25 protein-coding genes and 4 tRNA genes are annotated in these 24,369 nt (G+C 58.8%); 11 read left to right on the forward strand and 18 right to left on the reverse strand.

The window, feature by feature from the left end:
- A complete protein-coding gene (locus ASC96_RS22165; RefSeq protein ID WP_060505260.1) occupies positions 1–3,141 on the forward strand; it encodes a multidrug efflux RND transporter permease subunit in 3,141 nt (1,046 codons plus the stop codon).
- Positions 3,142–3,253: 112 nt separating this feature from the next.
- Here the strand turns inward: ASC96_RS22165 and sthA are convergent, their stop codons facing one another.
- Positions 3,254–4,660, reverse strand: coding sequence for a Si-specific NAD(P)(+) transhydrogenase (gene sthA / locus ASC96_RS22170; protein ID WP_060505261.1), 1,407 nt, complete (start codon positions 4,658–4,660; stop codon positions 3,254–3,256).
- A gap of 288 nt (positions 4,661–4,948) precedes the next feature.
- On the opposite strand from sthA, the gene ASC96_RS22175 reads away from it, so the two are divergent.
- Positions 4,949–5,944: a magnesium and cobalt transport protein CorA gene (locus ASC96_RS22175; protein ID WP_060505627.1), complete on the forward strand. Its 996-nt coding sequence runs from the start codon at positions 4,949–4,951 to the stop codon at positions 5,942–5,944.
- A 12-nt stretch (positions 5,945–5,956) separates the two neighbouring features.
- Here the strand turns inward: ASC96_RS22175 and radC are convergent, their stop codons facing one another.
- Genes radC through phaC form a run of 4 tightly spaced genes read right to left on the reverse strand, consistent with a single transcriptional unit; the run spans position 5,957 to position 10,206 of the window.
- Complete coding sequence (gene radC, locus ASC96_RS22180; RefSeq protein WP_060505262.1) at positions 5,957–6,748, reverse strand: DNA repair protein RadC; 792 nt, start codon at positions 6,746–6,748, stop codon at positions 5,957–5,959.
- A gap of 8 nt (positions 6,749–6,756) precedes the next feature.
- A complete protein-coding gene (gene map, locus ASC96_RS22185; RefSeq protein WP_060505263.1) occupies positions 6,757–7,584 on the reverse strand; it encodes a type I methionyl aminopeptidase in 828 nt (275 codons plus the stop codon).
- A gap of 30 nt (positions 7,585–7,614) precedes the next feature.
- Positions 7,615–8,334 carry a DNA/RNA nuclease SfsA gene (sfsA, locus tag ASC96_RS22190; RefSeq protein ID WP_060505264.1) on the reverse strand — a complete coding sequence of 240 codons (720 nt, stop codon included), beginning with the start codon at positions 8,332–8,334 and terminating at the stop codon, positions 7,615–7,617.
- Between the two features lie 18 nt (positions 8,335–8,352).
- Positions 8,353–10,206: a poly(3-hydroxyalkanoate) polymerase subunit PhaC gene (phaC, locus tag ASC96_RS22195; protein WP_060505265.1), complete on the reverse strand. Its 1,854-nt coding sequence runs from the start codon at positions 10,204–10,206 to the stop codon at positions 8,353–8,355.
- 173 nt (positions 10,207–10,379) lie between these two features.
- Between phaC and ASC96_RS22200 the strand changes: the two genes are divergently transcribed.
- The 4 genes from ASC96_RS22200 to recJ all read left to right on the forward strand — a co-directional run bounded on the left by ASC96_RS22200 (position 10,380) and on the right by recJ (position 15,391).
- Positions 10,380–10,718, forward strand: a complete 339-nt coding sequence (locus tag ASC96_RS22200; protein ID WP_060505266.1) for a hypothetical protein — start codon at positions 10,380–10,382, stop codon at positions 10,716–10,718.
- 122 nt (positions 10,719–10,840) lie between these two features.
- The gene (locus ASC96_RS22205) at positions 10,841–12,058 is read left to right on the forward strand and encodes an LL-diaminopimelate aminotransferase (protein ID WP_037101088.1); all 1,218 of its coding nucleotides are present in this window, start codon (positions 10,841–10,843) and stop codon (positions 12,056–12,058) included.
- 84 nt (positions 12,059–12,142) lie between these two features.
- Positions 12,143–13,465 (forward strand): homoserine dehydrogenase, encoded by a 1,323-nt coding sequence (locus ASC96_RS22210; protein WP_060505267.1) that lies wholly within the window; start codon positions 12,143–12,145, stop codon positions 13,463–13,465.
- Between the two features lie 123 nt (positions 13,466–13,588).
- Positions 13,589–15,391, forward strand: a complete 1,803-nt coding sequence (gene recJ / locus ASC96_RS22215) for a single-stranded-DNA-specific exonuclease RecJ (RefSeq protein ID WP_060505268.1) — start codon at positions 13,589–13,591, stop codon at positions 15,389–15,391.
- Between the two features lie 76 nt (positions 15,392–15,467).
- Here recJ and ASC96_RS22220 read toward each other — a convergent pair.
- The 4 genes from ASC96_RS22220 to ASC96_RS22235 form a co-directional block, all read right to left on the reverse strand.
- Positions 15,468–15,542: transfer RNA gene (locus ASC96_RS22220), tRNA-Glu, on the reverse strand.
- A gap of 189 nt (positions 15,543–15,731) precedes the next feature.
- A tRNA-Glu gene (locus tag ASC96_RS22225) sits at positions 15,732–15,806 on the reverse strand.
- Positions 15,807–15,943: 137 nt separating this feature from the next.
- Positions 15,944–17,359: a D-Ala-D-Ala carboxypeptidase family metallohydrolase gene (locus ASC96_RS22230; RefSeq protein WP_060505269.1), complete on the reverse strand. Its 1,416-nt coding sequence runs from the start codon at positions 17,357–17,359 to the stop codon at positions 15,944–15,946.
- A gap of 274 nt (positions 17,360–17,633) precedes the next feature.
- The gene (locus tag ASC96_RS22235) at positions 17,634–18,074 is read right to left on the reverse strand and encodes a VOC family protein (protein ID WP_060505270.1); all 441 of its coding nucleotides are present in this window, start codon (positions 18,072–18,074) and stop codon (positions 17,634–17,636) included.
- 196 nt (positions 18,075–18,270) lie between these two features.
- Here ASC96_RS22235 and ASC96_RS22240 point away from each other — a divergent pair, with 196 nt between their 5' ends.
- The 5 genes from ASC96_RS22240 to ASC96_RS22260 all read left to right on the forward strand — a co-directional run bounded on the left by ASC96_RS22240 (position 18,271) and on the right by ASC96_RS22260 (position 20,162).
- Complete coding sequence (locus ASC96_RS22240) at positions 18,271–18,849, forward strand: cold-shock protein (RefSeq protein WP_060505271.1); 579 nt, start codon at positions 18,271–18,273, stop codon at positions 18,847–18,849.
- Positions 18,849–19,334 carry a DUF192 domain-containing protein gene (locus tag ASC96_RS22245; protein ID WP_060505272.1) on the forward strand — a complete coding sequence of 162 codons (486 nt, stop codon included), beginning with the start codon at positions 18,849–18,851 and terminating at the stop codon, positions 19,332–19,334. The genes ASC96_RS22240 and ASC96_RS22245 overlap by 1 nt, the downstream gene beginning before the upstream one ends.
- A 96-nt stretch (positions 19,335–19,430) precedes the next feature.
- Positions 19,431–19,507: transfer RNA gene (locus tag ASC96_RS22250), tRNA-Pro, on the forward strand.
- A gap of 234 nt (positions 19,508–19,741) precedes the next feature.
- Positions 19,742–20,047 carry an ETC complex I subunit gene (locus ASC96_RS22255; protein WP_060505628.1) on the forward strand — a complete coding sequence of 102 codons (306 nt, stop codon included), beginning with the start codon at positions 19,742–19,744 and terminating at the stop codon, positions 20,045–20,047.
- 38 nt (positions 20,048–20,085) lie between these two features.
- A tRNA-Arg gene (locus ASC96_RS22260) sits at positions 20,086–20,162 on the forward strand.
- Between the two features lie 61 nt (positions 20,163–20,223).
- On the opposite strand, the gene ASC96_RS22265 is transcribed toward ASC96_RS22260, so the two are convergent.
- Genes ASC96_RS22265 through ASC96_RS22300 form a run of 9 tightly spaced genes read right to left on the reverse strand, consistent with a single transcriptional unit; the run spans position 20,224 to position 24,368 of the window.
- Positions 20,224–21,258: a tyrosine-type recombinase/integrase gene (locus tag ASC96_RS22265; RefSeq protein WP_244482261.1), complete on the reverse strand. Its 1,035-nt coding sequence runs from the start codon at positions 21,256–21,258 to the stop codon at positions 20,224–20,226.
- The gene (locus tag ASC96_RS32935) at positions 21,258–21,434 is read right to left on the reverse strand and encodes a hypothetical protein (RefSeq protein WP_156397701.1); all 177 of its coding nucleotides are present in this window, start codon (positions 21,432–21,434) and stop codon (positions 21,258–21,260) included. Before ASC96_RS32935 ends, ASC96_RS22265 begins: the two co-directional genes overlap by 1 nt.
- Positions 21,431–22,204 carry a hypothetical protein gene (locus ASC96_RS34055; protein ID WP_244482263.1) on the reverse strand — a complete coding sequence of 258 codons (774 nt, stop codon included), beginning with the start codon at positions 22,202–22,204 and terminating at the stop codon, positions 21,431–21,433. Before ASC96_RS34055 ends, ASC96_RS32935 begins: the two co-directional genes overlap by 4 nt.
- A complete protein-coding gene (locus ASC96_RS22275; protein ID WP_060505274.1) occupies positions 22,197–22,412 on the reverse strand; it encodes a hypothetical protein in 216 nt (71 codons plus the stop codon). The genes ASC96_RS34055 and ASC96_RS22275 overlap by 8 nt, the downstream gene beginning before the upstream one ends.
- The gene (locus ASC96_RS22280) at positions 22,405–22,809 is read right to left on the reverse strand and encodes an HNH endonuclease signature motif containing protein (RefSeq protein ID WP_060505275.1); all 405 of its coding nucleotides are present in this window, start codon (positions 22,807–22,809) and stop codon (positions 22,405–22,407) included. The genes ASC96_RS22275 and ASC96_RS22280 overlap by 8 nt, the downstream gene beginning before the upstream one ends.
- A complete protein-coding gene (locus ASC96_RS22285) occupies positions 22,809–23,288 on the reverse strand; it encodes a hypothetical protein (protein ID WP_060505276.1) in 480 nt (159 codons plus the stop codon). The genes ASC96_RS22280 and ASC96_RS22285 overlap by 1 nt, the downstream gene beginning before the upstream one ends.
- Positions 23,285–23,701, reverse strand: a complete 417-nt coding sequence (locus tag ASC96_RS22290; RefSeq protein ID WP_060505277.1) for a hypothetical protein — start codon at positions 23,699–23,701, stop codon at positions 23,285–23,287. The genes ASC96_RS22285 and ASC96_RS22290 overlap by 4 nt, the downstream gene beginning before the upstream one ends.
- Positions 23,698–24,036, reverse strand: a complete 339-nt coding sequence (locus ASC96_RS22295) for a hypothetical protein (RefSeq protein WP_244482264.1) — start codon at positions 24,034–24,036, stop codon at positions 23,698–23,700. The genes ASC96_RS22290 and ASC96_RS22295 overlap by 4 nt, the downstream gene beginning before the upstream one ends.
- Positions 24,033–24,368, reverse strand: a complete 336-nt coding sequence (locus tag ASC96_RS22300; RefSeq protein WP_060505278.1) for a hypothetical protein — start codon at positions 24,366–24,368, stop codon at positions 24,033–24,035. The genes ASC96_RS22295 and ASC96_RS22300 overlap by 4 nt, the downstream gene beginning before the upstream one ends.
- Position 24,369: the final 1 nt, after the last annotated feature.

A 24,369-nucleotide genomic window follows, 5' to 3' on the forward strand; every position in this document is an offset into this window, starting at 1 on the left:
ATGCTGTCGGGTATTTTCATCGATCGGCCACGGCTTGCGGTCGTTATATCGCTCGTCATCACCATTGCAGGTCTTGTCGCGCTCAGCGTCATACCAATTGCCCAGTTTCCGGACATCGTGCCGCCGCAGGTGTCCGTAACCGTCAGCTATCCCGGCGCCAGTGCTGAAATCGTTCAGCAATCCGTCGCCCAGCCGATCGAATCCCGGGTCGTTGGCGTCGACAACATGATCTACATGAAGTCGACCAGCGGCAACGATGGCAGCTATACACTGACCGTCAGCTTCGCAGTTGGAACGGATCCCGATATCAACGCGGTCAACGTTCAGAACCGCGTCAACCTTGCCGAGGCGCAACTACCGCAGGAAGCACGGTCGCAGGGGATCAACGTCAAGAAGAAATCCTCCGCGCTGATGCAGATCATCGCCTTGACGTCAAAAGACGGCAAGCAGGACCAGCTTTTCCTCTCCAATTACGCGACAATCAATATCATTGATGGCTTGAAACGGATCAGCGGTGTGGGCGACGTCTCGCTGCTGACGCCATCCGACTACAGCATGCGCATCTGGGTGACTCCGGAGCGGCTGACCAGTTTCGGCATGACGCCGAATGACATTGTCGACGCGCTGAAGCGGCAGAACGTCCAGGCGGCCATCGGCCGTATCGGCGCTCAGCCGGCGCTGCCCGACCAGCAGTTCCAGTTGACCATCCAGACGAAGGGGCGCCTCAGCACGGTCGAGGAATTCGGCAGCATCGTTCTGCGTGCCCAGCCGGACGGCTCTTTTGTCCGCATCCGCGACGTGGCGCGCGTCGAATTGACGTCGAAGACGGCGGAGCAGATCGGCCGGCAGGATGGCACACCGGCGGCCGTGCTTGGCATCTACCAGTCTCCCGGAGGCAATGCGATTGCGACGGCGGAGGCTATCGGCCAACTGCTCGAAAAGTTGAAGCCATCATTTCCGGAGGGCGTCGATTACAAAGTCACCTACGATACGACGAAATTCGTAGAGGAAAGCATTCACGAGGTCATCAAGACCCTGGTCGAGGCCTTCATTCTCGTCGTCATCGTCGTCTATCTGTTTCTTGGAAGTGTTCGGGCAACGCTTATTCCGTTGATCGCGGTACCAGTTTCGTTGATCGGAACATTTGCCGTGATGATGGCGCTCGGCTTTTCAGCCAACACTGTCTCGCTGCTGGCGCTCGTGCTGGCTATCGGCATCGTCGTCGATGATGCGATCGTCGTGGTCGAGGCGGTCGAGGCCCAATTGGAGAAAGACCCGAGCATCACGCCGGCACAAGCCGCGCGGCTTGCCATGGGAGAGATCACGGCACCGATTATCGCCATCACGCTGGTGCTGCTGTCGGTGTTCATCCCGGTGGCGTTCATTCCGGGCATTTCCGGTGAGCTTTTCCGCCAGTTCGCGGTGGCCGTTTCGGTCTCGATGGTGATTTCGGCGATCAACGCGTTGTCGCTGTCGCCCGCACTCTGCGCCGTGCTTCTGAAGGCCCATCATGGTCCCAAGCGCGGCCCGATCCGCTATGTGCTGAAGGGAATCGATTATGCCCGCGATGGCTATGCATCGCTGGTGCGGCGGTTCGTCCGCTTCGCTGTCCTCGGGCTTGTGCTTCTTGCCGGCCTCATGGCCGGTACCGGTTGGCTGGTCAAATCGACGCCAACAGGCTTTTTGCCATCGGAGGATCAGGGCGCTATTTTCGGTGAAATCGTCCTGCCGGATGGCGCTTCGGTCAACCGCACCAACGAGGTTGCCAAGCGTGTCGAGGATATGATCCGCAAGACCGATGGCGTCGATGGTGTGATGTCGGTTGTCGGCTATAGTCTGCTCGATGGCCAGGTGAAGTCGAATTCCGGTCTGTTGGTGGTCACGTTGAAGCCCTTCGCGGACCGCACGAGGGTGGAATTGTCCGTGAACGGACTGCTTGGCAAGTTGAGCGCTGAACTGCAGGCGATCAAGGATGCCAACGTTATCGTCTATAACCTGCCGCCGATCATCGGATTGGGAACGGGAAGCGGGTTCGAATACCAGTTGCTCAGCCTGACCGGCGGCAGCGCCAGCGATGTTGCCCAGGCGGCACGCGGCTTGGTGTTTGCCGCCAATCAGGACCCGGCGCTGAGCAAGGTGTTCACCACCTATGCGGCCAATACCCCGCAACTTTATCTCGATATCGATCGCGAGAAAGTCCAGACGCTCGGCATTGAGGTCTCGGATGTCTTCAATGTCCTGCAATCTGTGCTCGGCAGCGCCTATGCCAACGACTTCAATCTGTTTGGCCGGACATGGCAGGTCACGGTGCAGGGCGAGGCTTCGGAGCGATCGAAGGTTGACGATATCTACCGGATCAATGTTCGCAACAACAAGGGCCAGATGGTGCCGATCCGGGCGTTTGCGCAGGCACGCCTGATCCTCGGACCACAGCTGATCGTCCGTTACAACAACTATGCCAGCGCGACGATCAACGGCGGTCCAGCAGAGGGGCGCAGCTCCGGCGAAGCGATTGCGGCGATGGAGGCTGTATCCGCCAAGACGCTTCCTGCCGGCTATAGCTATGAGTGGACCGGCACAGCCCTGCAGGAAATCGAGGCCAGCGGCAAGACGACGATGATCCTCGGGCTTGCCGTGCTCTTTGCTTATCTGTTCCTTGTCGGTCTCTACGAGAGCTGGACGATCCCGATAGCGGTGCTGCTATCGGTGACGGCCGGCATTGCCGGCTCGATGCTGGGGCTGAAGGTGGCGGGTCTCGACAACAACCTTTATGCCCAGATCGGCCTTGTGGTGCTGATCGCGCTTGCGGCAAAGAACGGCATTCTGATCGTCGAGTTTGCCATGGAACGACGAAAGCAAGGGTTGGGTATTGCGGACGCGGCTGTCGAAGGCGCGCGCGAACGGTTCCGTGCCGTTATGATGACCAGCTTCGCCTTCATTGCCGGTCTGGTGCCGCTGGTCATTGCGGAAGGGGCTGGCATGCTGAGCCGCCGTGGTGTTGGCACGGCCGTCTTCGGCGGCATGCTGGGTGCGGCATTGATTGGTATCTTCCTGATCCCGATGCTTTACGTGAACTTCCAATGGTTGCGCGAAAGGGCCAAGACGATCGGCCGGAAAACGGAAGGTCAGCCGGCAGAATAAACCGCGAAACCTTTGACAAGAAAAGCCGCCCGTTGAGGCGGCTTTTCTCTATCTATGATTCCGATGTGCGGAGGTTGGTTGATGGCCCAAACGCCGCCGTCCTGACGCCCATTCACACCTTCGGCGTGATCTCGCCCATCCGGTTGCCGGCGTCGAGACCGGCGATCTTGTAGGCTTCGGCCAGCGTCGGGTAATTGAAGGTGTTTTCGACGAAATATTCGACGGTGCCCTTCAGGTTTAAGACCGCCTGGCCGATATGGACCAACTCGGTGGCACCTTCGCCGACGATATGAACGCCAAGCAGGCGGCGGGTTTTGAGCGAGAAGATTAGCTTCAGAAGCCCGGAATCGAGCCCCATAATATGGCCGCGCGATGTTTCGCGGAACCGGGCAATGCCACATTCATAGGGAATGCCGCGCTCCTTGACCTCTTCCTCCGTCAGGCCGCAGGTCGAGATTTCCGGAACGGCGTAGATGCCGTAGGGGAAGAATTTAGGCGGTTCCTTGGCGATTGCCCCAACGGCGACGCGCGCCGCAATGCGGCCCTGTTCCATCGACGTGGAAGCAAGGCTTGGGAAACCGACAACGTCGCCGGCGGCATAAATGTTGGGAACCGACGTCTGGAATGTCTCGGGGTTGACGCTGAGGCGGCCACGGCTGTCAGCCTGAAGACCAGCAGCTTCCAGGTTAAGAGAATCTGTGGCGCCCATGCGGCCAGCAGCAAACAGCACCATTTCGCAGATGATGATGCGGCCGCTGTCGAGCTTGATCGAGCATTTTCCATCCGGCAGCCGCTCCACCTTTTCGGCCTTCTGGCCGAGGTGAAGTTTCATGTTGCGGTCGCGCAACTGATAGGTGAAGTCCTCGACGATTTCCTTGTCGATGAAATCGAGCATTGTGGCCTTCGGATCGATCAGGGTCACCTGCGTATCCAGCGCGCTGAAGATCGTCGCATACTCAATACCGATGACGCCCGCGCCGATGACGGCCATGGACCGCGGCAGATCTTCGATTTCAAGCAATTCGTCGCTATCGAGCACCGTCTTTCCATCGAAGGGAATGTAATCCGGGCGAAACGGCTTCGTGCCGACCGCAAGCAGGATGCTGGTGGCGGAAACCTGGATGGTCTCACCGTCTTCCTTCACGATCTGCATCGTCTGCGAATCGACGAAGCTGGCCTTGCCGCGCATATGCTGCACGCGGTTTCGGGCAAACTGGTGTTCCAGCACCTCGACCTCGTGATCCAGCGTAATTAGCAGACGGCGGCGCAGATCCTCGGCGCTGATCTCTTCCTTGACGCGGTAGGCCCGGCCGTAAAAGCCGCGTTCGCGCCAGCCGGTCAGGTTGAGTGCGGTCTCACGCAGCGTTTTGGAAGGAATTGTGCCGGTATGGACCGAGACGCCACCGACGCGCTTTCCCTGTTCGATGACAAGAACCTTCTTGCCCAGTTTGGCAGCCTGGATGGCGGCTCTGCGTCCTGCAGGTCCGCTTCCGACAACCACGAGATCGTACTGGTTCATGACGCGTTTCCGGTGATGGAGGAGAATCATTGTGCGCTGCGATAAATGTCGCCCGCAAGCGTCTATATCGTCAATCTTACAGTTTAATAAAGCCTTGGGAACATGCCCCAGGCTTACCGATGCTTATTTAACCAAAAGCGATTATATTGGTCGGGAAATCGGCGGTCCGCGGGAAGGTTTATATCCGCTGTCACTGGGCGCTTGAACACTGGGAGGTGTGTCATGGTTTTGCAGGAAGCTGGAAGCCGGCAAGAAAGCGAAACGGCTGCTTCGTCCACCGTCACCGATATGCCACCGGCCAAGCCGCGCAGCCGTCCCGGAGTGGTTGCTGCCGCAGTCTACGAAGATGGCCAGCGCATCCGCGATATCGAAATCCAGGATGCGCACAAGTGGAAAGGCCGCGATAAGGCGGTCGTGTGGATTGGCTTGCATGAGCCGGATGATGAGCTGCTCCGCGAGGTGCAGGTCGAGTTCGGCTTGCATGCATTGGCGATCGAGGACGCCGGTCACGCGCACCAGCGCCCCAAGCTGGAAATCTACGGCGATGCGATTTTCGTCGTCGCGCGCACTGCCCATATGGCGGGCGATGAGATCGTTTTCGGCGAAACGCATCTGTTCGTCGGCCGCGGCTATGTCGTTTCGGTGCGTCACGGGCCGTCGACATCCTACAATTTGGTCAGGCAACGCTGCGAGGCTTCGCCAGCCGCATTGGCGCATGGCGAGAATTACATTCTCTATTCCATCCTCGATTTTATCGTCGACAACTACATGCCGGTCGTTGAGGGCATTCATGCGGAAGTGGAGGAACTGGAAGAACGGGTCTTGCGTGATCGCCTTGACAAAAAGGATATCGAGCGGCTCTATTTCCTGCGCCGCAGCCTGCTTCGCCTGCGCAACGCCGTCGTGCCGCTTGTCGATGTCTGCCGGCGCCACGAGCATCTCGATTTACCCGGTATGGACGCGACGCTGCATGCGCTGTTCCGCGACGTGACCGATCATGTGCGGCGTGTCCAGGAGGATATCGATACGTTGCGCGAGGTGCTTGCCTTCACCTTCGAAGCCAGCCTGATGATCGGCCAGTCGGAACAAACCGAAATTTCGCGGAAGCTCGCCTCATGGGCGGCAATTCTGGCGGTACCAACAGCGATTGCCGGAATTTACGGGATGAATTTCGACGACATGCCCGAACTGAAATTCAAGTATGGTTATTTTGTTATCCTGGGGCTTATCTTTGTCGTATGCAGCATGCTCTACCGCATGTTCCGGCGAGCGAAGTGGCTCTGAAAACTGGTACGATTAGATCAGGCGCAGCCCCTTGAGGCTGGCATGGCCATCCTTGCCGATGATGATGTGATCGTGAACGGTGATCCCGAGTGGCTTTGCTGTATCGACGATCATCTTGGTCATCTCGATATCGGCCCGGGAAGGGGTTGGATCACCGGAGGGATGATTATGCGCGAGAATAAGCGCCGTTGCGGACAGTTCGAGCGCGCGCTTGACCACTTCGCGCGGATAAACCGGCGTATGATCGACGGTGCCGGTTTGTTGCACCTCGTCGGCGATCAGCGCATTCCGCTTGTCGAGGAAAAGGATGCGGAATTGTTCCCGGGTCTCGTGTGCCATCGCCGCATGGCAGTAATCGACTACAGATGACCAGGAGGCCAGCACCTGCTTGCCCTTCAGTTCGCTCTTGAGAGTGCGATGGGCAACAGTCGAAATCAGCTTCAGATCGAGGGCAACGGCCTCGCCAATCCCCTTCACTTCCTGCAGCAAGGCAGGCGAGGCGCCAAAGACGCCGGCCAGCGTACCGAAACGTTCAAGCAGCGCCTTGGCGATCGGTTTGGTATCGCGACGCGGAATCAGCCGGAAGAGTAGCAGCTCAAGGATTTCGTAGTCAGCCAGCGCCGTATCACCGTGATCCCGATAGCGTATCCGCAACCGGTCTCGATGGCCATGGTAATGCGCATCGTCTTGCGACACTGGTGGTAATGCCAAGGCCGGCCGTTTTGCTTGCTGTTCGGCGAAAAAGCCCCTTTCATCAGCCGGTTGCGAATGATCGCCTTCGGAAGAAAATGGGGGCTTTGTCATCGCAAACCTTATGTTGGCAGGCCCGGACGGTCGAGGCCGCCCGGTGACAGGGTGAAAATCTCGCAGCCGGTGGCGGTGACGCCGACAGCATGTTCGTATTGCGCCGAAAGAGAGCGGTCGCGGGTAACGGCAGTCCAGCCATCGGCCAGAACCTTCACATGCGGCCGGCCGAGATTGATCATCGGCTCGATGGTGAAGATCATGCCTTCGCGCATTTCCGGGCCTTCGTTGGCGCGGCCGTAATGCAGGATGTTCGGCGCATCGTGAAACAGGCGCCCGACACCATGACCGCAGAAATCGCGCACCACCGAACAGCGCTCGGCTTCGGCAAAGGTCTGGATGGCTTCACCGATGGCGCCGGTGCGCGCACCGGGCTTGACGGCGGCGATGCCGCGCATCAGGCATTCATGGGTGACTTCGAGAAGACGCTGAGCGGCGCGCTTGATTTCGCCGACCGGATACATCCGGCTGGAATCACCGTGCCAGCCGTCGACGATATAGGTGACATCGATATTGACGACATCGCCTTCGCGCAGCGGCTTTTCATTGGGAATACCATGACAGACGACGTGGTTGATCGAGGTGCAGGACGACTTTGTGTAGCCGCGATAGTTGAGCGTCGCGGGCAGGGCGCCGTGGTCCATGCCGAAATCGAACACGAAACGGTCGATCTCGTCGGTCGTCACACCCGGCTTGACGCGGCTCGCCAGCTCATCGAGACAACGCGCGGTGAGCTGGCAGGCGCGCTTGATGCCGGCAAAATCCTGGGGCGTATAGAGGCGGATGACGCCGGTATTCTTGTAGGGCGCTGACGCTGCCTCGATATAGGTGACCATTACAATACTTTCAGTTGTCTTTCTTAAGTGTCATAGATCAGCACAGGCGGGTTCGTCTATCGGGATCAGCCCATCAGGCGCAATTTGCTGCGGCGAAACCCGGCACTTGATCGCAAAGGCCTCAACCCCGCGCTGTATGGCTCGGCGATAAGCCGCGGCATAAACCGGGTCGAGGTCGTCGCATATCCTGAACGTGGCGCAGTCATCCCGCTGGATCAGGTAGATCATGATGCCGCGATGGCCTTCAGCGACCATATCGCCGAGTTCTTCCAGATGTTTTGCTCCCCGTGCCGTCGGGCTGTCAGGAAATTCACCAAGGCCCGCCGTCCGGCTGAAATGCACGTTCTTGACCTCGACATAGGCGCGTCCGCGCTCGGGATCGGTCAGCAGCATGTCTATGCGGGAATTGCGGCCATATTTCTGTTCACGCTGGAGGGTCGCATAGAGGTGAAGGTCGCCGACCTGTCCGGCCCTGATCGCTTCTTCCGCCAGCCGGTTCGGTAGCCCGGTATTGATGCCGACGACGGTGTCTCCGACTTCGATCATTTCGAACATGTGCCGGTACTTGCGCGTTGGACTGTCGTGCTCGGACAACCAGATCCGCGAGCCCGGCGTGGTCAGCCCGCGCATTGATCCGGTATTGGGGCAGGAGCCGGTGATTTGGCGCCCGTCCTCAAGAACGGCATCGAAGAGAAAGCGTTTGTAGCGCTGAATGAGCACGGCGGGCACCAGCGGCCTGTCGAAAAGCATGGAGTGTCCGTTATCTGATCAGGCGCGGGCGCGGACATAGGAGCCCGGCGCTTCTTCAAGAGAATTGAGGTTTCCGCCCGTCTTTCGCGCCGGAACGCGCTCGCCATCAAGCGTTTCAATCCAGGCTTGCCAGTGCGGCCACCAGGAGCCCGGTGTTTCCTTCGCTGACATCACCCAGTCATCGAAGTCGCCCTTGGCCGCGCCACCGGTCCAGAACTGATACTTGCTCTTGTCCGGCGGATTGACGACGCCCGCGATATGGCCCGAACCGGACATGACGTAGGTGACATCGCCGCCGAAGAACTGGCTGCCGACGAAGACAGACTTTGCCGGAGCGATGTGATCTTCCTTGGTGGCGAGATTGTAGATCGGGATTTTGACGTCACCAAGCGAGACCTTCTTGCCGGCCAGCACCATGTCGCCCTTGGTCAGGTTGTTCTGCAGATAGCAATTGCGCAGATAGAAGGAGTGGTTGGCTGCCGGCATCCGCGTCGAATCGGAATTCCAGTAGAGCAGGTCGAATGCCGAGGGCTCCTGGCCCTTCAGGTAGTTGTTGACGAAATAGGGCCAGATGAGATCCGACGCGCGCAGCATGTTGAAGGCCATGGCCATCTTCGAGCCGTCGAGATAGCCGGTCTCCTTCATCCGCTGTTCTATCTGGGCGATCTGCTCTTCGTCGGCGAAGACCTTGAGGTCGCCGGCATGGGTGAAATCGACTTGCGTGGTGAACAGCGTGGCAGAGCGGATGCGCGTATCGCCTTCCTGCGCATGCAGCGCGAGTGTGGCAGCAAGCAGAGTGCCGCCAACACAATAGCCGATCGCGTTGACATCCTCTTCGCCGGTCGCATGGCGGATGGTGTCGAGCGCAAAGCCGATGCCTTCGCGGGCGTAGGACTCCCAGTCCTTATTGGCATGGCGCTCATCCGGATTGACCCAGGAGATGACGAAGACGGTATGGCCCTGATCGACCGCCCATTTGATAAAGGATTTTTGCGGATTCAGATCGAGAACGTAGAATTTGTTGATCCATGGGGGGCAGATCAACAGCGGCCGCTTCAAGACTGTGTCGGTGGAGGCATCATATTGCAGCACCTGGCAGACATCGCTTTGGGCAATCACCTTGCCGGGGGTGATGGCAATATTCTCGCCGACCGCGAATTTGCTGACATCGGTCTGGCGTAGTTTCAGGTCGCCCTTGCCGGCAACGATGTCCTCGGCCAGCATCTGCATGCCCTTGACGAGATTGGCGCCGCTGGAGGCGACCGTTTCGCGATAAAGCTGCGGGTTGGTGGTGACGAAATTGGCAGGCGACAGGGCGCTCGAAATCTGCCTGACGTAGAAGGCGGCTTTGTGTTTGGTATGCTCGTCGAGCCCTTCGGCGTCGCGCACCATCCGGTCCGCCCAGCTGGACGTGATGAAATAGGCCTGCCGCAGGAAATCGAAGAACGGATTGGCAACCCAGTCGGCATCCGCAAAACGTTTGTCGTTGCGGGGCACCTCGTCTGGATCGGCGACCGCCTCGCCGTTCATTTTCTGCAGGCTTCGCGTCCACATGGAAAAGAAGCTGCCCATCAAATGGGTCTGGGCTTCCAAGGTCCGCCTCGGATCGGAGAGCCAGTATTCGGATACTTTGGAGAGGGTCTTGACCATATCGACCATCGGGTCGGCGACCATGTCGGTCTTTTCGCCGCTTTCGCGGGGGGCAAGCCAAGCGGATGCGGCCTTGCCAAGCTGCTCGACAGTGCGGGCAAGATTGATCGTAAAGGCTTCCGGGTCCTTGACGATATAGGGTTCGACGGATTTCGGGTCGAAACCGGGAAAACCTTCCGTGCTGGCGCCGGTCTGGCCCTCGGCCTTCCTGTCTTCTGCCACCCAGTTTCCTCCACAGATGTTTGTTTGTTTTGTCTTTTTACATTCTGCCTTAAAATGATTACAAGTGCCAGCGCATGTTGGACTCGGGGCACGTTGGTTGCCCACCGGTTTCGGTCGAGGATTCAACGAAAGGGCCGGGCAGGGGCGAGATGACGAAGTCGGGGAAAGCAGTGATGACGCGGATGGTGACGGCCTTTGGGATGGCAGGTTTGGTGCTTGCGCTTGCCGCCTGCAGTTCGGCAAAAATCGAGGAGCAGCCGTCGATCTATTCGGCCACCATGGCCAAGCCGATCCCTGCTGACGTCTATCCGGTCATCGAAGGAAAATTGCCGGCGGCGAGCGCCCAGATGAGCAATGAAGAGGCTGCAAGCCAGTCGGCGCGGCTGACTGCTCTTGGGGCTGCCCGCTCATCGGGAAAAATCTCCGAAGCCGAATATCAGCGCCGCCTGAAGGAGCTGCAGCTGTTGGCCGCCAATCACGGCGCCGATACGCTGAAAGAGATACAGAAATAGCGCTTGCGTTTCGGCTGATTTGGACGCAAAGCGTTTCATGGCCGCGTGGGCCTGATTGCACCGCGCGCGTCTCCTTGCACGCATGATTCCGGCATGGGGACGGCGCAAGACGAGGTTTAGAGATGGAAGAGTTTCACAAAGTCCGGCGTCTGCCGCCTTACGTTTTCGAACAGGTCAACCGTTTGAAAGCCAGCGCGCGAGCGGGTGGAGCTGACATCATCGATCTCGGCATGGGCAATCCGGACCTTCCGACGCCGCAATCCGTTGTCGACAAGCTGTGCGAGGTCGTTCAGGATCCGCGCACTCACCGCTATTCGTCCTCCAAGGGCATACCGGGTCTTCGCCGTGCGCAGGCCGCCTATTACGCCCGCCGGTTTGGCGTCAAGCTTAATCCGGACACGCAGGTGGTCGCCACCCTCGGCTCCAAGGAAGGTTTTGCCAATATGGCGCAGGCGATCACCGCGCCCGGCGACGTGATCCTGTGCCCGAACCCGACCTATCCGATCCATGCCTTCGGCTTCCTGATGACCGGCGGCGTGATCCGTTCGATCTCGGTCGAGCCGGATGATACGTTCTTCCCGCCGCTGGAGCGGGCGATCCGTCATTCGATCCCCAAACCGATCGCGCTGGTCATCAACTATCCGTCCAACCCGACGGCGCATGTGGCAACGCTTGATTTCTACAAGGAAGTCGTCGCCTTCGCGAAGAAGCACGACATCGTCATCCTGTCGGATCTGGCCTATTCGGAAATCTATTTCGATGGCGTTCTGCCGCCGTCGGTTCTGGAAGTTCCAGGCGCCATGGACAACACGGTCGAGTTCACCTCGATGTCGAAGACATTTTCCATGCCCGGCTGGCGCATGGGTTTTGCTGTCGGCAACGAACGCCTGATTGCGGCTCTGACGCGGGTGAAGTCCTATCTCGATTACGGCGCTTTCACGCCGATCCAGGTGGCTGCAACCCATGCGCTGAACGGCGACGGCTCGGATATCGCGGAAGTGCGCAATATCTACAAGCGCCGCCGCGACGTGCTGGTCGAAAGCTTCGGCAAGGCCGGCTGGGATGTGCCGCCGCCGGCCGCCACCATGTTTGCCTGGGCCAAGATCCCGGAAAAGTTCCGTCATCTCGGTTCGCTGGAGTTCTCCAAGCTCCTGGTCGAAAAGGCCGATATCGCAGTGGCACCCGGCATCGGTTTTGGCGAGCAGGGCGACGACTACATCCGCATCGCGCTGGTTGAAAACGAACACCGCATTCGCCAGGCCGCCCGCAGCCTCAAGAAGTTCCTGTCGACAGCCGACGATACGTTGCACAACGTCATCTCGCTGAACGCTCACCGCTGAGGCATTGGATTTTCCAGTTTCCTCAAAATCTGCTCCGCCGTTTCAGGCGGAGCGCTCTCGATATGTTAATGTTAGGAAACGTGTATGGCAGATGCCCTTAAAATCGGCATTGCGGGCTTGGGAACTGTTGGTGCCTCGCTCGTGCGTATTCTCCAGGAACGCCACGAGGCGCTGGCGACGACATGCGGCCGGGCCATCGAAATCACCGCCGTTACGGCACGTGACAGGAACCGTGATCGCGGCATCGACATTTCCGCCATCGACTGGCACGAAGATGCGCTTTCGCTGGCGAGCACTGCCGATATCGACGTCTTCGTCGAATTGATGGGCGGTGCCGGTGAACCGGCTCTGTCCGCCGTCAAGGCTGCCCTGTCGCGCGGCGTGCACGTCATCACCGCCAACAAGGCGCTGCTGGCAGCCCACGGCATCGCGCTTGCCGGTCTGGCTGAAGAGCATGGCGCGCTTCTGAATTACGAAGCTGCCGTCGCCGGCGGTATTCCGGTGATCAAGGCACTGCGGGAATCGCTGACGGGCAACACGATTTCGCGCGTCTACGGCATCATGAACGGCACCTGCAATTACATCCTGACCAAGATGGAAAAGGAAGGCCTGTCGTTCGAGGCCTGCCTCAAGGAGGCCCAGCGCCTTGGTTATGCTGAAGCCGATCCCGCTTTTGACATCGAGGGCAACGATACCGCCCACAAACTGTCGATCCTCACCAGCCTTGCTTTCGGTACGGCAATTGCTGCCGATGACATTTATCTTGAAGGCATCACCAATATCTCGATCGACGACATCCATGCAGCCGCCGATCTCGGTTACCGTATCAAGCTGCTCGGCGTTGCCCAGCGCACGGAGAGTGGTATCGAGCAGCGCGTGCACCCGACCATGGTACCGCTCGATTCGGTGATTGCGCAGGTTGATGGTGTCACCAACGCCGTGGCAATCGAATCCGATATCCTTGGCGAATTGCTGATGGTCGGCCCGGGTGCTGGTGGCAATGCAACGGCATCCGCCGTACTCGGCGATATCGCCGATCTGGCCAAGAGCCGCCCGGGAGCCCAGCATGTTCCGGCGTTTGGCCGCCCTGTCACGGCGTTGCTGCCGTACAAACAGGCGCAGATCCAGAGCCATGAGGGCGGATACTTCATCCGCCTGAAGGTTCTCGACAAGACCGGCGTGTTTGCAAGCATTGCGACGCGCATGGCAGAGAACCGGATTTCGCTGGAATCGATCGTCCAGCACTCCAAGCAGCCCGTGGATACTGGCGAACCGCAGACGATCATCCTTGTCACCCACGCGACGACCGAGGATTCGGTGCGCAAGGCCGTGGCGTCGATCAAGGCCGAGGGTTATCTGGTCGGCGAACCGCAGGTTATCCGCATCGAGCGGCCGAAGGCAGCCTGATCCCCCTTTGCCATTGAATGTCTTACGGCCCTATCCGGATTGTATCCGGATGGGGCCGTTTTCGTTGCTGTTTGCACAGGATGCAAAACCCGCGTACGAACGGTCAAAAGTCATGGGTGTACGATGATTGAAGTGCCAGATCCCGTCCAGCGGGCGTTTCTCAATGTCGAGCGGTCGGTCAGCGGACAGCGCTGGGTATCGCGGCTCGACCAGGCCGGTCAGAACCGCGCATTGGCCATCAGCCAGGTTCACGGGTTTTCCGATCTCATCGCACGGGTACTTGCGGGCCGCGGCGTGACCATGGACGACGCGGTGGCATTTCTCGATCCGACCATTCGTTCGCTGATGCCCGATCCCGATACGCTGACCGATTGTAGCAAGGCTGCCGCCCGGATCGTCGCCGCGATCACGGCGCGCGAAAAGGTTGCCATTTTCGGAGACTACGATGTCGATGGCGCCGCGTCCTCGGCACTGATGTTCCGCTTCCTGCGCCATTTTGGCGTCGCGGCGGAAATCTATATTCCCGATCGGATTTTTGAAGGCTACGGTCCCAATCCTGCTGCCATCAACCAGCTGATCGATAATGGCGCCCGGTTGATTGTTACCGTCGATTGCGGCTCGACCAGCCACGAATCGCTGGCGGCTGCCGAGGCGCGCGGCATCGATGTCGTTGTGATCGACCATCATCAGGTCGGTGCGGAACTGCCGCCCTGCGTGGCGCTGGTCAATCCAAACCGCGAGGACGATCTGTCGGGGCAGGGGCATCTCTGCGCCGCCGGTGTCGTCTTCCTCGTTCTCGTCAATGCCGTGCGCCAGTTGCGTGAAGCCGGTGACAAGCGTGTCGCCTCGTTCGATCTGCTCGCCTTGCTTGATATTGTCGCGCTGGCGACGGTCTGCGATGTGGTGCCGCTAAAGGGGCTGAACAGGGCCTACGTGGTCAAGGGGCTGGTTGCCGCACGGCATATGCAGAACCCGGGCCTGTCGGCCCTGTTTCGCAAGGCCGGGCTTGGCGGGCCGGTGACGCCCTATCATTTCGGCTTTCTGATCGGCCCGCGCATCAATGCCGGCGGCCGTATCGGCGATGCGGCACTCGGTAGCCGCTTGCTTACGCTGGAGGATGAGGCCGCCGCCGAAGAGATCGCCGCCAAACTCGACGAGCTCAACCGAGAGCGGCAGGTGATGGAGGTGGCGATGCTGGCAGAGGCGGAGGCCGAAGCGCTGGCGGAATACGGCACCGGCGAATCGGCTTCGATCATCGTCACAGCCCGTGAAAACTGGCACCCGGGCATCGTTGGCCTTCTGGCTGCACGCCTGAAGGAAAAGTTTCGCCGTCCGGCCTTTGCGATCTCGTTTGATATCAATGGCAAGGGAACGGGATCGGGCCGCTCGATCAGCGGCTTCGACATCGGCAAAATCGTTCGCGCGGCTGTCGATAATGGCCTGCTGGTCAAAGGCGGTGGCCACGCGATGGCGGCGGGCCTGACCGTCGAGCGCGCCAATCTCGGCAAGCTCAGGCACTTCTTCGACGAGAGGGCGCAGAATACCGTCAAAGACCTCGTCTCGGCCGAGACGCTGAAGATTGACGGCGCCTTGGGCGCCGCCGGCGCCAATCTGGCGCTAATCGATCAATTGGAGCAGGCAGGCCCATACGGGGCAGGGCATCCGCAGCCCGTCTTTGCCTTGCCGGCGCACCGCCTGCGGGATTCGCGCCAGGTCGGCGCCAATCACGTGAAGGTGACGCTGGAAGGCCAGGACGGTTCGAGGGTCGAGGGTATCGCGTTCCGTGCTCTGGAGACACCGCTGGGCGACTTGCTGCTGTCCGAGCGTGGCACTTCGCTACACGTAGCCGCCTCTGTCTCGGCAGACATGTGGCAGGGAACACGCCGCGTGCAACTGCGCATTATCGACGCGGCAAAGGCATTCTGAACCGGAGGCGTGCAACAAGGCTAAAAGCTTTGAAAGCCGGAAAATGCGTCAATGTGGGTGGATGAATGAGAGACCATGGTACGCCCTAGGGGAGTCGAACCCCTCTTCCCAGAATGAAAATCTGGTGTCCTAACCGATAGACGAAGGGCGCATCAGTGGTGTGGGCGTCTTATAGACAGACACGATGAATGCTGCAAGCGCTAAATCGCATTTTTCGAAAGAATTTTTCACAACAAAATCAGCGGTTAAACGGCTTGAGTTTATGTGACGCAAAAACGCCCGCAACGCCTGTTTTAAGCGTCTGCGAGGCATATATTTTCGCTGGAAAGGAGGATCACAATGGTACGCCCTAGGGGAGTCGAACCCCTCTTCCCAGAATGAAAATCTGGTGTCCTAACCGATAGACGAAGGGCGCATCCGTTGTGTGGGCGTCTTATAGTCAGGGGTTTTGAATACCGCAAGCGGCAAATTTCATTTTCCTGTAAAAAAGTTCTGATAACGAACGGTTTTTAGTGGTTGGAGGAATTGTCTAATTAAAACAGACGGTTGTCGTTAACCCTTGCGGCGGCGGCAGCGCCAATTCCAATCGCGGGCCTCGCCCGTGTCGATATGGACGGATTCCGTGTGGCAATAGGTTCCAACGCCGCCGCGTCCCGGAATAGTACGCAGATATTCGGCAAGATCCCATTTGCTGACGCCAGGCACCTGGATGTCGGCGGCCTGGCACGTCGTGTGAAGCGAGTGCTTGCGTCCACCGGCACTGGCATTATGCTTCAGATCGCGCAAGCCGGAGGTCACCATGATCTTTCGGCCGTAATGAGTCTCAATGACCTTCAGAACCTGCAACAAATCGGGTTGGAAACAGCCCGTTTCCACCTTTTCGGTTTGCAGCATCAGCCCGTTCGGCGCGAGGCGAGCGAGGCCCGACAATGACGCCATTTCCACCGCAGGACTATCGTCGTCGTGTCCCGGTTGCGAATCATCGACAGTCGCAAACATCGACGTGGTTCGCACGCCGGGCAGGGCGGTGAACCCGAGCGCGGCAATCTGCTGCGGTTTCAGGTTGCTGGCAACGAGCGCCTTCTTTTCGGAAGCCTTGGCGAAGCGATCATTGTTGAACTGGTTCCGGTTCTTGCGCTTGGCAGCAAACAGGCCGGCAAGCGTCAGGGTTTTTTCCGCCTCATCCGATTTATCCTCGCTGTTCTGCGAATTTCCGGAATCGGAAATCATTGCCGTCGCGCTGTTGACGCCCTCCGCGGATGCGGTTTGCTGGGCTGCTGTTTGTTGTGCATCGGCGTTTCGCATGCCGTCGCCGCTAGACGGGATTGGCACGGCAACGGGGAGCGGCGTGCCGTCAGCGCCAATTTCCGTGCTCGCCACCTGTTGTTGAGCGGTTGCCGCACCGTCGGCATTGCTCGCGCCTTCCAGCGGCAGGGGGACCTGGCTTGCTGCCGGCTGGCCACTGTTGAAAAGACTGTTTGTCGCGGGATTAACGCCGGTGGCTTGCGCGGTCGGCAGTGGTGCATTGCCTGTGGCTGTCGTGGCACCCTGAGCCGTCACCGCGTTCGGCGTCTGGACCGCAAAGATGCTGTTCGAGGTGGCATTCAGGCCGGTGTTTTGCATCGTCAGCGATGACGGCTGTCCATTGTTGGGGGCAGGCATCATCGCAGTGGCTTGGGTTGCGGGGTGTTGCTGGCCATTGGCGCCAATGGCGGAAACCTGCTGATCCTGATAGGAACCGGACGCCGCTTGCCCGGCGTCAGTGGACGCGATTTCCGGCACCACATCTTCTGCTGCTGTCGCGGCTTCGGCCGTTTCCTTTGCGGCGGAAACGCAACCCGACAGCATCATTGTTGAAACGCTCAGCGCAAGTGCACAACCAAGGCCGCGAATCGCCGCCGCTTTCTGCAAAATATGGCGCAACGTTGGATCCCCACTCAATGCGGGCCGGGCGACATTTGCCGTCATGGCCTTTCATCAGACGCGCCAAACCGCACGATCAGCGTGGCCCCTGTTAAAGGATCGCCACACCTCCTCCATTGCGGTTTGACCGGTTCAACCGGGGATAAAGTGCCTGCCAGCGTAACGCTGTGTGCACCTTTATTCCCTTAACGTTTCGTTCAAACATTAGTGAACGTACCGGTATTTGTAAACCTGCGCTGACGCAGGCGATACGTGCAGCCCAGCAACCATCGGTGCTGGAAAGCAGTGGCAGATATCGCCCAGTCGCATTGTGCGGAGCTTACCAGGCGCCGGTATTGCCCATCGAGGCCCAGGGTTCCTGCGACGCAAGGCTCTCACCCTTCTGCAGGATTTCGATGGAGATGCCGTCCGGCGAGCGGACGAAGGCCATGTGGCCATCGCGTGGCGGCCGGTTGATGATGACGCCGCCGTCCATCAGATGCTGGCAGGTCGCATAGATGTCGTCGACCTCGTAGGCCAGGTGGCCGAAATTGCGGCCGCCGGTGTAATCCTCGGTGTCCCAATTGTAGGTGAGTTCCAGGCAGGGCGACAATTCTGCCTTGGCGTGATCGAGATCGCCGGGAGCGGCGAGAAAAATCAGGGTGAAGCGGCCCTTTTCATTCTCGTAGCGGCGAATTTCCACAAGGCCAAACAGCTTGACCCAGAAGTGAAGTGAAGCGTCCAGATCTTTGACGCGAACCATCGTGTGCAGATAACGCATTGGTATATCCTTGTTTTGCGGAAGATGGAGTATATTTAGCCGACAACCAGCCAGAGGCAAGGCTCGGCGGCTAATGTGCTTTGACGGCAAATTTCATCCGGGGGCTTGCACATGTGCGGCGGGACGATGTTATTCTGATCGTCAAGAATCAGTTAACCGTAATGATGTGACGCGTAATCGAGGGGCTGGATAGGCAATGGCGGACAGAATTTCAGCAAAGGGCGTCACGCCGGATGACGATTTTGCCAATGACGCTCTCGATCTGGTTGAAATAACCGGCGTCATCAAATGGTTCGACGTTGCCAAGGGATTCGGCTTTATCATTCCCGACAACGGCATGCAGGATGTCCTGGTTCACGTCACATGCCTGCGCCGCGACGGCTACCAGACCGTGCTTGAGGGCGCCCGCGTGGTTGCGCTCATTCAAAGGCGTGACCGCGGCTATCAGGCTTTCCGTATTCTCTCCATGGATCAGTCGACGGCAATCCATCCCTCGCAGCTGCCGCCGGTCAAGACCCACGTTCAGGTGACGCCGACCAGCGGGCTGGAGCGATGCCTGGTCAAGTGGTTCAACCGCACCAAGGGGTTCGGCTTCCTGACGCGCGGCGACGGTACAGAGGATATTTTCATCCATATGGAAACCCTGCGTCGTTTCGGGCTTACCGAACTGCGTCCCGGTCAGACCGTTCTGGTGCGTTTCGGCGATGGGGACAAGGGTCTGATGGCCGCCGAAATTCATCCTGACATACCGGCACCAGTAGGCCGGGCACACTAATGCGCACTTATTGTCTGCGCCTCGCCGGAAGCGCCCTCGTGGCGCTTTTTTTGTGGCTTGTTCCTTTTTTCGCTGCCGCCGCTGACGTCACCTTCGAAACCGCGCCTTTGCAGATCATCTCCACTGGCGGCAAGGTGCATAAATTCACCGTCGAACTGGCAGTGGACAACGAGCAGCGATCGCAGGGCCTGATGAACCGACGCCATATGGCGCGCGACCACGGCATGCTGTTTGATTTCGGTGTGACGCGGCAAGTGATGATGTGGATGAAGAACACCTATCTTCCACTCGACATGCTGTTCATCGCCAAGGACGGCAGGATAGAGACGATTCGTGAGAACGCCGTACCGCTGTCGGAAGCCATCATTGATTCGCGCGTTCCGGTCGCTTTCGTTCTCGAATTGAATGCAGGCACCGTCAATCGCCTAGGTATTGCGACGGGCGATGTTGTCGATAGTCAGCGCATCTCCGATTTGAAGCCCTGACCATCCGGTCAATCCTTTGGCGCATCTGTGGAATTGTGCAATTTAGGTGTTGCAGGGGCAGGGGGAAGCGTGTATCTCCCCGCCATCGACGGGTCACGGAGTGTAGCGCAGCCTGGTAGCGCATCTGGTTTGGGACCAGAGGGTCGGGAGTTCGAATCTCTCCACTCCGACCATTGATTTTCCCAATTTGTTACATCGGTAGCGCAAGAGGCCTTTGCTTGTTCGGCTTCACGCGCCGCTTGTGAAGCGCTCGCTTTTTGCTGCGAAACGGCGCAGATGGCAAAATTGGCGGATATATCTCAGCAAGGTCATTTCGTTTTAATTCGTTCTGCGCTATGGCAATGCGCAGACACCGGCTGCGCATTGCGCCGCCGGCAGCAGTGAACCATGGTGGAGCCGCCAAAAATATGTCCGCGAAAATCTATCGACCCGCAAAAACCGCCATGCAGTCTGGCAAGGCCAAGACGAATTTGTGGGTTCTTGAGTTCGATCAGGAAACGCCGCGCACCATTGACCCGATCATGGGCTATACGAGTTCGGCCGATACGCGTCAGCAGGTCAAGCTGACATTCGAAACAGCTGAACAGGCTGTTGCCTATGCCGAGCGCAACAGCATCGAATACCGTGTCATCGCGCCGAAGGAACCGACCCGCAAAAGCGTGTCCTACAGCGATAATTTCCGGTTCAGCCGTACGCAGCCCTGGACCCATTGATCCAGGACGCCGGTTCAGGAGGGAAACCTCCTCCAAGCGGCCCCTTAGCTCAGCTGGATAGAGCACCTGCCTTCTAAGCAGGTTGTCGCAGGTTCGAGCCCTGCAGGGGTCGCCAATCATCTCTTTAACTAATTGATTTCTTTCAAGGTGCGACCGCTCGGGGATTTGGGTGCGACCTACATTTTGTTCGCGAGCCGTTCCGATGCGCCATGGGCGAGCTTCTTTTTGTCCGCCTGACGCGTATACATCTCAGCCATCGACAGCCTTGCCCATCCGTACATCGCCATCAGTTCGTGCGCTGTTGAACCCTCGTTGGCGGCAATCGTTGCCCCGGCCTTCCGAAGGCCATGAGCGCGGCATACGTTCGGAAGCCCAGCTTCCACGCACCTGTCCCTAAACCAATTTCCGAATGAAGCCGGCGATGTGAACGGCTTCCCCGTCGATGTCGTCAGAAACGCCAGATCCCCAGTCGGCGTGGCATCGATCGATTCCTGCAGTTGTTTGAACACTGGCAGGAATACCCACTCCCCAGTCTTCCCAGTCCGAATCGATATCAAGCCGTCTTTCATGTGCTGCTTGCCGACGACGACCACATCGCCGCGCCGAAGTCCGAGGAAGAGCAACAGGTCGATGGCGAGGCGAGCGCGCGTGCCAATTTTGTGTTTGGCCCGATATTGCTCGACCTGCTCGACCGACCATGTGTGAAAACCGTCAGTCTTCACATTCACTTTGGTGACGCCGATCACCGGATTGACGGATACATGCTCCGCTTCCGTCGCCCACTTGAACAGGTGGCTTACTGCCTTCAGGAAGTTGTTCGCTGCGTTCGGCGTTGAAGCCCGATTATCCATTCCCTTTTTGATGGCGGCTTTGGTCACGCCGGCGAACGGGTCGTTTTCATTCTTCTTGAACGCCTGCAGGAGAATGTTTTCTCTCTGTCGTCGAGTGGCCGGGGCGAGTGAGGCAAACGCACCACTGAGCTTGTATTGGTCGACAAGCCATTTCAGTGAACCTGATTTTGACTTGGCCTTCAACGGCTCTGGGGCTGCCGATGACCCGGTTAGCGCCTTTTCGTAGGCCGCATTGAATTCGGCCGAGCCATATGTGCTCGGCAACCGGACGCGCCGACCGTTGCGTTTGAAATACCAAACCAATTTTCCATGGCGGGTTTTCTCATGGGAGAGGAATGGCTTACGGCTCATGTCTTCCATCAGAAATCATATTCGACTGGCGGCGCAACGGGCGCGCCGCTGTGGATATCGGGGATATCGGGGGAAACGCCGATACGTTTGCCGTTTATTTCGATCCACACAGTGACACCATCGCGCTTCGCTATCTTGGCCATGCGCTTCAGGTCGGATTCTTTGATGAGAGCTGAAGCCGTCATTCCTTCCGCTCCTTTGCGCCCTTGCTAGCGGCGGGATCAATGCCCGGAAGTGGGCCGCGACCGTGGCGGGTTGACCGCTTGGCTCGGATACGGGCGATGGTTTCAGGCCGCTGAAGCTTTTCGAGGTCCGCCTCTCCGCAGGCCGCCAAATCGTATCCGGCGACGACGCACAAGGACGCCAGTGTCAGCAAGGCTGCGCCGATCTCCTTGGTGGGCTCACCGACTGGTCGGCCATACGTATAATTGACCAGGTGATGAGCGTCGGCAAAATCCAGGCCAAAAGCCTGGCATGTTTCCACAGCCTCTTCGAAGAAACGTGCAACACGCTCCGCAACGTCCGTTGGATCATCGTGGAAGAGGGCATGATGGGCCGCTGCAACACGGGCCTGATATGCCGATAAATCTTGGTGGGCAGAGAGATTCGAAGCTAACGGTTGATCAGTCTGTCCACCCCGGCACTCCCCGCCCGAGTTCACATTATCACTTTGGACTTCTGCCGCAATGCCACTTGAAATTGGAGCGATAGATGGGAGATCGACCTTGCGGCAGTCGATCGGCTTGAACCCGTCAGTGACATATCCGTCGTGCAAGAGGGTGATGCTCGGTTCCAGAGGTCCAAACGAATATCGGCGGGTGAGCTCGATACCGATGATGATGCCTTCGAAACGGTCATTGTCTGCGCTGGCGTCAACGATGACCTCGTCGCCGATCCGGAAGCGGTTGAGGTCCGGAAGATCAATGATCTTGTTTTCCTGCGAAAGCTTAAGCATCAGCCGAGACCTCCGATGCGGTAGCGTCATGATGCTTCATGTCGAACCCGATCGTGTTCCCGCAGCCCAGCCGGGCGAACATGTCGCCGATGCCATCGCACCGAAAACCGAACTCGGTTTTGGTCATGCGGCCCATGGTGTCGCAGACGAGGCAGAATGGCGCCCACTTCGGGTCTTTCAGCTTCTCTTGAATGAAGGTGTCAGCCATTGTTGTTCTCCTGGTAGAGCGGACGGCGGGGAAGCTCGGGCTTCGGCACTCGCTTGGCGGCCTTCTCGGATTTCTGGAATGGAGCGGATTTGATCGACTGCGCCGGGCGGGTGATGCCAAGATGCTTTTTGCGGATGGCTGCGACCTTCGCCTTTTCAGCGACGTCTTGAGCCGTTTTATCTTTGTGGCACTTGCGATGCGACGGGCGAAGATTGGATTCCCGGTTCTCGCCGCCATTGATCAGCGCCTTGACGTGATCCAAGTCCCACTTCTTGCCTTCAACCGGCAGGCCGCAAAGGTGGCATCGGTTATCACGGGCGATGATCCGATCACGGACACTTCCCGGCGCGCGGTGATCATCGGTCTTCCCTAACCATTCGGAGACTGTGCGGGCCATCAGAAATAGCCCTCCCACGCGCGGCGCTCGGCAGGCGGGGCGTTCCGGCAGTAGCCTTCATGGCCGACCAGACGAGTTATCCGGTTGCAGAACTCACAGACGCTCTCCCGGATGCCGTCGCGCTTCGTCACGCGAATCATGGGGACTTTGACATGTCCATTGCCGTGGGCCTTGGGTTCAAACGGAACGCCTTGAATGTCGTCCTCTACGCCCGGCTCTATGAAGCAAACGAGCTTCGAGCCCTTGGTCTGAATGACGGTGGCCGGGAACGATCCGATGAAGACATCCTCGTCGCCTTCCGGCTCATAGCCGATCGTTTCGACAAAGACGGCATCGCCGGGTTGGTAGACGGGGCGCTTCCACTTGCATTTCCATTTGAGCGAGGTGACGCCGATGCCCTTGACGGTGGCCTTGACGTCCTCGCGGGCTTGGCAGAAGCCAGAGCTATGGACGCAACCGGTGCAGGTTCGATAGGTCATGCCGCCCTCCGGTACGCCAGAGTAAACGGCAGGCGGCTCGACAGCACCCACATATGATACATGTCGGCCTCGTCGATCAGTTCCGACGACGGCGGCATGACCTGAACGGCGGTGGCCTCAGCGCCGCAGATTTCGTTCTTGATCCGCTGCATATCGCGCCACGGCGGCTCAAGGTTCGATGCGGTGCGAATGGCAAGGTGGATCACTCCATTGCCGTCATCGTCGAGGAACGGCCGGATCAGGACGACATAGAGGTTATTGGCCCATGTCTCGCGGACTTCTTGGCACCATCCGCCTATGCGACTGCCGGGAATGCCCGCGGGAAGAGGAGACTTGCGCCATTCTCCCCAGTGACCGCGAAGGCCGCGACGCTCGAAGGATTTTGCGGCCATGCGCTGTTGACGGCTGCTCATGCTGCACCGCCTTTCGATGCGGCTGGCGCGTGGTCAATCTGATAGCCAAGGCCAGACAGCCGAAGTTTCAGTTGATGTTCTTCCGTGGCCCGCTTGGCCCGCTCGAGCGGAGACAATTGTTTCACCGGCTTCGCCTTGATAGGCGGCAGACCGAATTTCTCGAGATACTTTCGGGAATGTTTCGCCCAGACTTTCCGGCCCCAGCTTGTCGAGCCGAACTCCCAAGGGCGTGCGGCGCGCAGCGCTTTCTTGCGGGCGGCGAGATCGGCGTCGGCCGGAAGGTTACGGTGAACCTCACCAATGACCGCTGATGCGGTTTTCTGCCAATCGATCATGCTGCCACCTCTTTGGCACTGTCGACGAAGTGGGAGCGATAGGTCTTGTCGACGACGGCTTGGAACTGAGCCAAGACCGCGTCAGCGTGTTCGCCATCAATCATATATGCGGCAAGGCTCGCGTGCATCTGCACCATGAAGGCCGCCATGCCGATGAGGATGTGATTGACGCACGGATTCGGACGCTCCAGTTCAGCGTTCACGAAATCAGCGAGATTGGACGAAACGGGGGAAACGGACAGCCTGGCGATTAGGCTGGTGATCGGATCTTCGCACGTCAGCGCTTCCACTTCGGACAAGCTGTCGGGCAGGAGGCGGATTGTCTCGGTCATG

The sequence above is a fragment of the Rhizobium sp. Root1204 genome (genome assembly GCF_001424965.1).
Lineage (GTDB): Bacteria > Pseudomonadota > Alphaproteobacteria > Rhizobiales > Rhizobiaceae > Pararhizobium.